Genomic DNA, 11,129 nt, shown 5'->3' on the forward strand with positions numbered 1-11,129 from the left:
CGCCACCGTGACAGCGACCTCGGCCTGCTGCCAGCGCTTCCACGCGGCCAGCACCGCGTTCGGGTATTCCGCGCGGCCGCGGCTGCCGTTGTAACGGCCCAGCGCCAGGAACAGGTCGCCGGACTCGCGGTCCAGGTAGTGGCGCAGGATGGTGCAACCGTAGCGCAGATTGCTCTGCAGATGGAACAGCTTGCGCGCGTCGCCATCGCCGATGGTGCGCGCCCAGAACGGCATTACCTGCATCAGCCCGCGCGCGCCCGCCGTGCTGATCGCGTACTTGCGGAAGTTGCTCTCGACCTGAATGAGCCCCAGTACCAGTGCCGGCTCCAGCCCGGCGCGCTTGGCCTCGTAATAGACGGTCTCGACCAGCTCGGTGCGGATCAACGGCTCGGGGATGCGCGGCTCGAGGCGGCGCGACATCTCGGCCACCCAGCGCAGATAGGCGTCGCGCTCGCCGGCGGAGACGAATACCGGACGGGCCGGACGCGCATCCGCGATCGCCGCGGCCAGCGCGCCGCGCACGGCGTCGGCCAGCTGCTCTTCCCGCTGGGCACCGGCGTGCGCCGGCGGCGAAGCCAGCAGCAGCGCCAGCGCGGACAGCAGCGCAGCCGCCAGCATCGCCAGCCCCGACGTTGGGCCAGCAAACCTGCCCCGGACCCTGCCCGGAACGCTGCCCGCAAACTCGCCCGGACGCATGACCGGAGACTTGCCGGGAAGCGGCGCCGCCGCGATGGCGGCGCATCGCGGCGGTTGCATGGCCTCAGTCGGCCAGCAGCTTGCGGACATGCCCGACGATGTCGGCCACCGCCACGCGGCTCGCCTCGGCGTCGCGCCGGCCCTGGTACTCGACCTGGCCTTCCTTCAGGCCGCGGTCGCCCACCACCACGCGGTGCGGCACGCCGATCAGCTCCCAGTCGGCGAACATCACGCCGGGGCGCTCGCCGCGGTCGTCCAGGATCGCGTCGACGCCGGCCGCCAGCAGCTCGGCATGGATGCGGTCGGCCTCGGCCTTGACCGCTTCCGAACGGTCGTAGCCGACCGGGCACACCACCACTTCGAACGGGGCGATCGCGGCGGGCCAGATGATGCCGCGCTCGTCGTAGTTCTGCTCGATCGCCGCGCCGACGATACGGGTCACGCCGATGCCGTAGCAGCCCATCTGCATCGGCTGGGTCTTGCCGTTCTCGTCGAGGAAGGTCGCGTTCATCGCCGCCGAATAGCGCGTGCCCAGCATGAACACGTGGCCGACCTCGATGCCGCGGCAGATCGCCAGGCGGCCCTTGCCGTCGGGCGAGGCGTCGCCCTCGACCACGTTGCGCAGGTCCGCGACGAGCGGCTCGGGCAGGTCGCGGCCCCAGTTGACGCCGGTCAGGTGATAGTCGCGCTCGTTGGCGCCGCAGACGAAGTCGCTCATGTTGGCGACGGTGCGGTCGGCCACCACGCGGATCGGCGCCTTGGCACCGATCGGGCCCAGATAGCCCGGCGGCGTGCCGAAGGTGGCGACGATCTCCGCCTCGGTGGCGAAGCGGAACTCGGCCAGGCCCGGCACCTTGGACGCCTTGATCTCGTTCAGGTCGTGATCGCCGCGCAGCAGCAGCAGCCAGATCTGCGCGGGCTCGCCCTCGGCGCCCTCGGTCGCCAGCACGATCGACTTGACGGTGCGCTCGAGCGGAATGCCCAGCAGCTCGGCGACGTCCTCGCACTTGGCCTTGCCCGGCGTGGGCGTGCGCGTCAGCGCCTCGCGCGCGGGCGCGCGTTCGGCGACCAACGGCAGCGCCTCGGCAGCCTCCATGTTGGCCGCGTAGTCCGACTCGGGGCAGTAGACGATGGCGTCCTCGCCGGTGTCGGCGATCACGTGGAACTCGTGCGAGCCCGAGCCGCCGATCGCGCCGTTGTCGGCCGCCACCGCGCGGAATTCGAGGCCAAAGCGCTGGAAGATACGGATATAGGCGTCGTACATCTGGCGGTACGAGACCTTCATCCCTTCCTCGTCGCGATCGAAGGAATAGGCGTCCTTCATCGTGAATTCGCGCCCGCGCATGATGCCGAAGCGCGGCCGGCGCTCGTCGCGGAACTTGGTCTGGATCTGATACAGGTTCAGCGGCAGCTGCTTGTAGCTGCGGATCTCGGTGCGGACGATGTCGGTGACGACCTCCTCCGAGGTCGGCTGCAGCACGAAGTCGCGCTCATGGCGGTCCTTCAGGCGCAGCAGCTCCGGGCCCATCTTGTCCCAGCGGCCGGTCTCCTGCCACAGCTCGGCCGGCTGCACGAACGGCATCAGCAGTTCGACGGCGCCGGCGCGGTTCATCTCCTCACGGACGATCCGCTCGATCTTGCGGATCACGCGCAGGCCGGTTGGCATATAGCTATAGATGCCGGCACCCAGCTTCTTGATCATGCCGGCGCGCATCATTAGCTTGTGCGAGACGATCTCCGCGTCGGCGGGTGCTTCCTTGAGAGTGGAAATGAAGAATTGCGAAGCTTTCATCCGTGGCTTTCGGTTGGGACAGCGCGCGCGGCGCGGATCGATGGGAAAAGGCGTAAGGGGTAAAACAGGTCAAGGAAAGGCGGGCAAGGACCCGGGTGGTGAGACGGTTTGCGGACCGGCGAAAGGCGCCTGAAACGGCGCATTTCGTCGGGGAAAACCACCACCCCGGAGCGGCCCGGACGGACCCCGCGCTTCCTTTATAATCGACGTAATTCTAAAGGATTCGAGGTGCAGTCATGCTCGATCGTGAAGGCTTTCGCCCGAACGTCGGCATCATCCTCATCAACGCACGGAACGAGGTGTTCTGGGGCAAGCGAATCGGCGAACATTCTTGGCAGTTTCCGCAAGGCGGCATCAAATACGGCGAGACGCCGGAACAGGCGATGTACCGCGAACTGCATGAAGAGGTCGGACTGCTGCCCGAGCACGTCAGGATCGTCGGTCGCACGCGCGACTGGCTGCGTTACGAGGTGCCGGACAAGTTCATACGCCGCGAGATTCGCGGGCATTACAAGGGGCAGAAACAGATCTGGTTCCTGCTGCGCATGGCGGCGCGCGATTGCGATATCTGTCTGCGCGCCACCGACCACCCGGAATTCGATGCCTGGCGCTGGAGCCAGTACTGGGTGCCGCTCGACGCGGTGATCGAATTCAAGCGCGAGGTCTACCAGATGGCGCTGACGGAATTGTCGCGCTTTCTGCATCGCGGCCCGCGGGCGCCGCTCAGTCCCTACGGCAACCACCATGCCGGGACCCATGGCAACCCCGGCCGCGCCGGCGGCCCACGCGCAGGCCGGCAAGGTCCGGGCAATGCGCCGGCCGCCAGCCAGCCGTCCCCTACCCTGACGCAGCCGGAACCGCCGGTCTGCGCGCAAACGCGGAGCACTGATGAATAAACCCGCCGGCTTCGGCCGACGCCGCGCCGGCAGCGCGACCCCTTCGGGTCTGGCTGCCGGGCTTGCCACGCTGTTCGCGCTCGCCCTGGTGAGCGCCTGTTCCACCAGCACAGAAACGCCCAAGCGCGCCGCCCAGCTGGAAGCGGAGGAGGCCGAGGAACCGGTCTTCCTGCTCGACCGGCTCGCCTCCAAGGGCTTCCAGGAGGCCGCGACCAAGCTGCCGCCGCCGCCCGCGGACGCCGACCTGCTGCCCTTCGACGTCAGCACCACCGGGCGCCTGTCGTTCGCCGTGGACGCCAAGTCCATCATGGTCGGCGAGGACGGCGCGGTGCGCTACACCGCGGTGATCACCAGCCCGACCGGCGTGCGCAACATCAGCTACGAAGGGGTGCGCTGCGACGTGTTCCAGCGCAAGCTGTTCGCCACCATGCCGCCCGGCAGCAAGACCTGGGTGCCGAACCAGAGCGCGGGCGCCGAACAATGGCGCACGATGAGCACCAGCGTGCGCAACAGCTATGCGGCGACGCTGGCGTCCGAATACCTGTGCGACGGACGCGCGGTGGCGGGCAAGACCGAGGATATCGTGCGGGCGATCCGCGACGGCGTCGCGCGGCAGGGCGCGTACCGGTAAGGCGTATCGGTCGGCAGGAATGAAGACCGGAGGGCGCGATTCGCCGTCCGTCCAGAAAGGCCGGGGGCGGCGATTAGCCGTCCGCTCAGAAGGCTGGGGCGCTTCGCCTTCCGCTCAGACCAGCACCAGATTGTCCCGGTGGATCAGCTCGGGCTCGTTCAGGTGGCCGAGCACCGATTCGATTTCCGATGACGGCTTGCGGGCGATCAGCCGCGCCTCCGCGCTCGAATAGTTGGTCAGGCCGCGCGCCACCTCGCGTCCCTGCGCATCGACGCAGGCGATGACCTCGCCGCGCGCGAATTCGCCCTGCACTTCCACCACGCCGATCGGCAGCAGCGACTTGCCGCCCGCGGTCAGCTTGTCGACCGCGCCGGCATCGATGACGACGCGCCCGCGCAGCTGCAGATGGTCGGCCATCCACTGCTTGCGCGCGGTCAGCCGCCCGGTCGGCGCCAGCAACTGCGTGCCGATCGCCTCGCCGCCGGCCAGCCGCGCCAGCACGTCGGCCTCGCGACCGGATGCGATCACGGTATGGGCGCCCGACTTGGCCGCGCGCTTGGCGGCCAGGATCTTGGTCAGCATGCCGCCGCGGCCGATCGCGGTGCCGGCGCCGCCGGCCATCGCCTCGAGTTGCGGCGTGCCCGCCAGCGCCTCGTGCACGAACTCGGCGGCCGGGTCCTTGCGCGGATCGGCGGTGTAGAGGCCGCGCTGGTCGGTCAGGATCACCAGCGCATCGCCCTCGATCAGGTTGGTCACGAGCGCGCCCAGCGTGTCGTTGTCGCCGAACTTGATTTCGTCGGTGACGACCGTGTCGTTCTCGTTGATGATCGGCACCACGCCCAGGCTCAGCAGCGTCAGCAGCGTGGACCGTGCATTCAGATAGCGCTCGCGGTCGGCCAGGTCGGCATGGGTCAGCAGCACCTGCGCGGTACGGATGCCATAGCGGCCGAACTGGCTTTCGTAGACCTGGGCGAGCCCCATCTGCCCGACCGCGGCGGCCGCCTGCAGCTCATGGATCTCGCGCGGGCGACGCGCCCACCCCAGCCGCTGCATGCCCTCGGCGATCGCCCCCGAACTGACCAGCACCACTTCCTTGCCGGCGGTGCGCAGCTTGGCGATCTGCGCCGCCCAGCGGGCGATGGCGTCGTGGTCAAGCCCCTTGCCATCGTTGGTGACGAGGCTCGATCCGACCTTGACGACGATGCGCCGGGCCTGCGCGATGACCGATTGGGTGGGCAACTCTGTCTCCTGAAGTGAGGTCGTGCCGGGCGATGAACCGGCGCGGAAATTCGGCGCGGGTGTTCGGGGCAGATCGTGGCGAATCGGGGCCGATGTTCGGGGCGGATATTTGGCGCGAAATCAGCCTTGTTGTCCGTCGCGGTCGACGTTGTGCAGCCGCTCGTCCAGACGCACGTCCGGCTCGGCCAGCGCCGCCGCCTCCTCGGCCTTCAGCGCGGCCAGATGGTCCTTGATCGCGTAGACCAGCTCGCGGCAGCCCTCGCCGGTCAGCGCCGAGATGCGGAACACCGGCCCCTTCCACTTGTAGCGCTTGATGAAGTCCTTGACGCGCGCCTCGCGCTCGTCCTCCGGCACCATGTCGAGCTTGTTCAGCACGAGCCAGCGCGGCTTCTCGTACAGCTCGGCGTCGTACTTCTTCAGCTCGTTGACGATGGCGCGCGCCTCGGCGACCGGATCGACGGCCTCGTCGAACGGCGCCAGATCGACGATATGCAGCAGCAGCCCGGTGCGCTGCAGATGGCGCAGGAACTGATGGCCCAGGCCCGCACCCTCGGCGGCGCCTTCGATCAGCCCCGGGATATCGGCGATCACGAACGATTGCTCGTGGTCGACGCGCACCACGCCCAGGTTCGGATGCAGCGTGGTGAACGGATAGTCCGCCACCTTCGGCCGCGCATTGGAGACGTGCGAGATGAAGGTCGACTTGCCGGCGTTCGGCATGCCCAGCAGGCCCACGTCGGCCAGCACCTTCAGCTCGAGCTTGAGCATGCGGCGCTCGCCCGGCTTGCCGTCGACCTGCTGGCGCGGCGCGCGATTGGTACTGGACTTGAAATGCAGGTTGCCCCAGCCGCCGATGCCGCCCTCGGCCAGGCACACCTTCTGGCCGTGCTCGGTCAGGTCGGCGATGACCTCGCCGCTGTCCATGTCGGTGATCAGCGTGCCGACCGGCATGCGCAGGGTCACGTCCTCGCCAGCCGCGCCGTAGCAGTCGGAGCCGCGGCCGTTCTCGCCGTTCCGGGCGACGTGCTTCTTGGCGTAGCGGAAATCGATCAGCGTGTTGATGTTGCGATCGGCCACCGCGTAGACGCTGCCGCCACGGCCGCCATCGCCGCCGTCCGGCCCGCCGAACGGCACAAACTTCTCGCGCCGGAACGACGCGCTGCCATTGCCCCCGTTGCCGGCAATGACTTCGATTCGGGCTTCGTCGATGAACTTCATGATGGTTCCGTGATGGAGCGTGCCGCCTCGCAAGGCCTGGTCAGGCGCTGCCGGCGGCGGGCGACGTTCGACATTGTCGCCAGAAAAGAAAAAGCCCCGCAAGGGTTGCGGGGCCTTCGTGCTGCAAGGCAGTGATCAGGCTGCCGGAACGACGCTGACCTGCTGCTTCTTGGCAGCGCCCTTGACGGCGAACTTCACGTGGCCGTCAACCAGGGCGAAGAGGGTGTGGTCCTTGCCCACGCCGACGTTCTCGCCGGCATGCACGCGGGTACCGCGCTGGCGGACGATGATGCCGCCGGCGTTGATGGCCTGGCCACCAAACACCTTCACGCCCAGACGCTTCGATTCGGAATCGCGGCCGTTCCGTGTGGAACCGCCGCCTTTTTTCTGTGCCATGACTTAACTCCTGTCGCTTTACCTAGTTGTCGCTCGATTTGCTGTCTCGTTGCCGTCCGCGTGGACTCAGGCAACGATCGCTTCGATGCGCAGTTCGGTGTAGTTCTGGCGATGGCCTTGACGCTTCTGGTAATGCTTGCGACGGCGCATCTTGAAGATCTTCACTTTGTCGTGACGACCTTGGGAGATAACGGTAGCTTTGACGGAAGCCCCGCTGACCAGCGGCGTACCAAACTTGATCTGGTCGCCAGCGCCCACTGCGAGCACTTGGTCGAGCGTGATTTCTGCGCCAATGTCTGCCGGTATCTGTTCTACTTTCAGTTTTTCGCCAGCAGCAACCTTGTATTGCTTGCCGCCGGTTTTTACGACCGCGTACATTGTCGAACCTCTCGATGTGAATAAACGCCCAAAAGCCAGCGCCGGCGCGGCTTCGCGGTGAAGCGAAGCGGCCAGGCAATGCGCTTTCGGCCCGGTTATCTCCCGCCGGCACGGACGCAACAACAGCAGTTCAGCCGGAGGAAACTCGGCATTCTATACGAGCAGCGGGAAAAGTGCAAAGAAAACAAACACATAGGCCCGCAGAGGCGGGCAACGCACTTGCCGAAGCCGGCCCTCAGGTCGCCTCGGCCAGCAGGAATCCGGCCAGGGCGGCGAACGCGACCCACCACGCAAGGCGGCGGGAGGGACGGCGGCCATGGCCATCGGGAGCGGCGGGCTTGTTCATGCCCGCATTATAGGCGCCGCGTGTGGACCGCCTGGTGGTGCCGCCTGGTGGTGCCGCCTGTGGGGCCGCCTGTGGGACCGCCTGTGGGACCGCCTGTGGGACCGCCTGTGGGACCGCCTGTGGGGCCGCTCGTGCGCCGCTCCGGCGGCGCACCGCAGCGGGCAAGACCGGCCGCCGGACCGGTGCGCGATGGCGCGAGATGGCGCGCACGACAAGCCATCTGGACACGGCCATCGCATATAATCGCTCGTTCTGCGTAACGGTGATCATCTTGTCCGAGTCTTCCGCCTCTGCCTTGCTCGCTCCGGTCGCTGCCGACATGCGCGCCGTCGATGCAGTCATCCGGCAGCGCCTGTCTTCCGAAGTGCCCCTGATCGAACAGATCGGCGAATACATCATCGGCGCGGGCGGCAAGCGCCTGCGCCCCGTGATCCTGCTGCTGTCCGCGCGCGCGCTCGGCTATGACGGACATCGCCATCATGAACTGGCCGCGGTGGTGGAATTCATCCACACCGCCACGCTGCTGCACGACGACGTGGTCGACGAATCCGAGCTGCGGCGCGGCCGCCAGACCGCCAACGCGGTGTTCGGCAACGCCGCCAGCGTGCTGGTCGGCGACTTCCTCTATTCGCGCGCCTTCCAGATGATGGTCGATGCCGGCAGCATGCGCATCATGCAGATCCTGTCGGATGCGACCAACGTGATCGCCGAGGGCGAGGTGCTGCAGCTGCTCAACATGCACGACCCGGACGTCACCGTGGAGCGCTACCTCCAGGTGATCCGCTACAAGACCGCCAAGCTGTTCGAGGCCTCGGCCCAGCTCGGCGCGGTGCTGGCGGGCGCCGACGCGGAGATGGAGGAAGCGGCCGCCGAATACGGGCGCCGCATCGGCACCGCCTTCCAGCTGATCGACGACATGCTGGACTACACCGCCAGCGCGGAGCAGATGGGCAAGAACGCCGGCGACGATCTGCGCGAGGGCAAGCCGACGCTGCCGCTGCTGCATCTGATGGAGCATGGCACCGCGGAGCAGCGCGCGCTGGCGCGCGAGGCGATCGTCCAGGGCGGCACCGAACATTTCGACGCGGTGTTCTCCGCCATCCATCAATGCGGGGCCCTGGATGCGACCTTCGAGGCCGCAAAACGCGAGGCCGATGCGGCCGAACGCGCGGCAATGCAATTTCCCCCTTCACAACTGAAAGAAACACTGATAAAGTTATGTGCTTTCTCGCTGCAACGTCAGTTCTGACGCGGCGGGGAACAAAAACGGGGTGTAGCTTAGCCTGGTAGAGCGCTACGTTCGGGACGTAGAGGCCGGAGGTTCGAATCCTCTCACCCCGACCAGTTTTTCAGAAGGGCCGTGCAGCGATGCACGGCCCTTTTGCTTTGGTGCGTTGGATGTGTCGTCGCATCGCCGCCGGCGCCGCGGCATTTCGGCACGCCGTTCGTTTTGGCAGGCTGCTGCACGCCACGATTACGCAGGTACCAGGGCAAGGACCGGGCAGGTACGCCACATCGCGCCGGCCATTCCATTTTGAGACTGCGCGCATTCCCGTCCCTGGCCGGCGCGTCGCACACTGGGCCACTCCTCCACTGCGCCCTGCCTCGCCATGATCGCCACCGCCGATGCGCCGATCGAATACGACCCCGCCATGCCCTCGGCCGATGATGCGCCGGTCGTGCGCTTCGTCCAGACGCTGCTGACCGAGGCCTGCCGGCGCGGCGCCTCGGACCTGCACTTCGAACCGTACGAAGGCTTCTACCGCGTACGCTTTCGCATCGATGGACTGCTGCACGAGGTCGCGCGCCCGCCGCTGGACATTCGCGACCGCATCGCGACACGGATCAAGGTGCTGGCGCGGCTCGACATCGCCGAGAAGCGTGTGCCCCAGGATGGCCGCATGCGCTTCGTGGTGCCGCGGCGCGACGGCGATGCGGGGCCGCAGGGCGCGGCGACGCGGGCCATCGACCTGCGCGTATCCACGCTGCCGACGCTGTTCGGCGAGAAGATCGTGCTGCGCATGCTGGACGCCTCCAGCGTGCGGCTCGACATGGACGGCCTCGGCTTCGAGCCGGCGCAGCTCGCCGTGCTGCTGGAGCGTCTGCGCCGTCCGCACGGCATGGTGCTGGTCACCGGCCCGACTGGCAGCGGCAAGACCGTCTCGCTGTACGCCTTTCTCAATCTGCTGAACCAGGACGAGCGCAATATCTCGACGGCCGAGGACCCAGCAGAGATCCAGCTGGCCGGCATCAACCAGGTCAATATCCACGACAAGGTCGGCCTGAACTTTCCGGCCGTGCTGCGCGCGTTGCTGCGTCAGGACCCGGACGTGATCATGGTCGGCGAGATCCGCGACGCCGAGACCGCCGATATCGCGGTCAAGGCCGCGCAGACCGGCCATCTGGTCCTGTCGACGCTGCATACCAACGATGCGCCGGGCACGCTGACACGGCTGGCGCAGCTTGGTGTCGCGCCCTTCCATCTGGCCGCCAGCGTGCTGGTCATCACCGCGCAGCGGCTGGCCCGCATGCTGTGCGCCTGCAAACGGCCCGGCCCGGTGCCGCTGGCCGCGCTGCGCGAGGCGGGCTTCGCGGACGCCCTGCTCGATGGCAACTGGCAACCCTGCCAGCCGGTCGGCTGCGCCGCCTGCCGCGGCAGCGGCTACCGCGGGCGCTGCGGCATCCACCAGGTAATGCCGGTCTCCGACGCGATGCAGGGCATCATCCTGTCGCGCGGCAGTACGCGCGCGCTGGCGCAGCAGGCGCGCCGCGAGGGCGTGCTATCGTTGCGCGAGGCCGGGCTGCTCAAGGTCAGGGCGGGCACGACCTCGCTGGCCGAGGTGCTGGCGACCACCAATCCATAACGAAGATCGACCGAACGATCATGCCATCCGGGTCCAACATGGCAGCCCCCGCTCCGCGCGCCGCAGTCCGCCGCCCCGCCGTGGCGCGCACGATCGCGCCACCACGAATCCGTGCCGAGGACATTGCCCGCTTCACGCGCCAGCTGTCGACGCTGCTGGGCGCGAGCGTGCCGCTGCTGCCGGCGCTCGACATCATTGCGCGCGGCCACGGCGATCCGGCGTGGCGCCGTCTGCTGGCGCAATTGCGCGGCGACATCGAGAGCGGCAGCGGCCTGGCCCAGGCCATGCGCCGGCATCCCCGCACGTTCGATGCGCTGTACTGCAGCCTGGTCGACGCCGGCGAGCAAGGCGGCGCACTGGGTGGGATGCTCGACAGGCTCTGTGCCTGCCAGGAACAAGCAATCGCGCTGCGCCGTCAGGTACGCGCCGCGCTGCGCTATCCGCTGGTGGTGCTCGCGGTGGCCGCCGCCGTGACGACGATCCTGATGCTGTTCGTGATTCCGGCCTTCAAGCAGGTCTTCGTCGGCTTCGGCGCCGGCGCGCGACTGCCGACGCCGACGCAATTCGTCATCGCGCTGTCCGACGGCTTCGTCGTGCATTGGCAGTGGCTGCTGGCGCTGCCGCCGCTGGCGTGGCTGGGCCTGCGGCATGCGCTGGACCGCTCGCCGCCGCT

Annotated in this window: 10 protein-coding genes, 1 tRNA gene and 1 pseudogene; 6 read left to right on the top strand and 6 right to left on the bottom strand. The window is 67.9% G+C overall.

The annotated features are described in order from the left end of the window. Positions 1-618: lytic transglycosylase domain-containing protein (locus AC6EI8_RS19405; RefSeq protein WP_498382646.1), on the bottom strand; the 618-nt coding region annotated here is incomplete at its 3' end. A gap of 142 nt (positions 619-760) precedes the next feature. Beyond that, positions 761-2,488, bottom strand: a complete 1,728-nt coding sequence (locus AC6EI8_RS19410; protein WP_149316588.1) for a proline--tRNA ligase — start codon at positions 2,486-2,488, stop codon at positions 761-763. Between the two features lie 236 nt (positions 2,489-2,724). Between AC6EI8_RS19410 and AC6EI8_RS19415 the strand changes: the two genes are divergently transcribed. Both AC6EI8_RS19415 and AC6EI8_RS19420 read left to right on the top strand, forming a co-directional pair. After that, on the top strand, positions 2,725-3,384 hold the full coding sequence (locus AC6EI8_RS19415; RefSeq protein ID WP_150082123.1) for an RNA pyrophosphohydrolase: 660 nt from the start codon (positions 2,725-2,727) through the stop codon (positions 3,382-3,384). Next, complete coding sequence (locus tag AC6EI8_RS19420) at positions 3,377-4,015, top strand: CNP1-like family protein (protein ID WP_223819432.1); 639 nt, start codon at positions 3,377-3,379, stop codon at positions 4,013-4,015. The genes AC6EI8_RS19415 and AC6EI8_RS19420 overlap by 8 nt, the downstream gene beginning before the upstream one ends. Positions 4,016-4,129: 114 nt before the next feature. Here the strand turns inward: AC6EI8_RS19420 and proB are convergent, their stop codons facing one another. From proB to rplU, 4 genes are all read right to left on the bottom strand, one after another. Next, positions 4,130-5,254, bottom strand: a complete 1,125-nt coding sequence (gene proB, locus AC6EI8_RS19425) for a glutamate 5-kinase (RefSeq protein WP_226107095.1) — start codon at positions 5,252-5,254, stop codon at positions 4,130-4,132. A 120-nt stretch (positions 5,255-5,374) separates the two neighbouring features. Beyond that, on the bottom strand, positions 5,375-6,472 hold the full coding sequence (obgE, locus tag AC6EI8_RS19430; RefSeq protein ID WP_150082120.1) for a GTPase ObgE: 1,098 nt from the start codon (positions 6,470-6,472) through the stop codon (positions 5,375-5,377). 135 nt (positions 6,473-6,607) lie between these two features. Next, positions 6,608-6,868 (bottom strand): 50S ribosomal protein L27, encoded by a 261-nt coding sequence (gene rpmA / locus AC6EI8_RS19435; protein WP_053822556.1) that lies wholly within the window; start codon positions 6,866-6,868, stop codon positions 6,608-6,610. Between the two features lie 66 nt (positions 6,869-6,934). Beyond that, positions 6,935-7,246, bottom strand: coding sequence for a 50S ribosomal protein L21 (gene rplU / locus AC6EI8_RS19440; RefSeq protein ID WP_006576525.1), 312 nt, complete (start codon positions 7,244-7,246; stop codon positions 6,935-6,937). Between the two features lie 665 nt (positions 7,247-7,911). Between rplU and ispB the strand changes: the two genes are divergently transcribed. From ispB to AC6EI8_RS19460, 4 genes and pseudogenes are all read left to right on the top strand, one after another. Then, entirely contained in the window at positions 7,912-8,841 is a 930-nt protein-coding gene (gene ispB, locus AC6EI8_RS19445; protein WP_150082151.1) for an octaprenyl diphosphate synthase, read from the top strand. Positions 8,842-8,859: 18 nt separating this feature from the next. Further along, a tRNA-Pro gene (locus tag AC6EI8_RS19450) sits at positions 8,860-8,936 on the top strand. A 290-nt stretch (positions 8,937-9,226) separates the two neighbouring features. Next, positions 9,227-10,456, top strand: a pseudogene (locus AC6EI8_RS19455) (GspE/PulE family protein); the annotation flags it as partial. A 38-nt stretch (positions 10,457-10,494) separates the two neighbouring features. Further along, positions 10,495-11,129, top strand: a 635-nt coding sequence (locus tag AC6EI8_RS19460) for a type II secretion system F family protein (RefSeq protein WP_498382647.1), incomplete at its 3' end; no start/stop codon positions are given.

The sequence above is a fragment of the Cupriavidus sp. R6-3 genome, assembly GCF_059772245.1.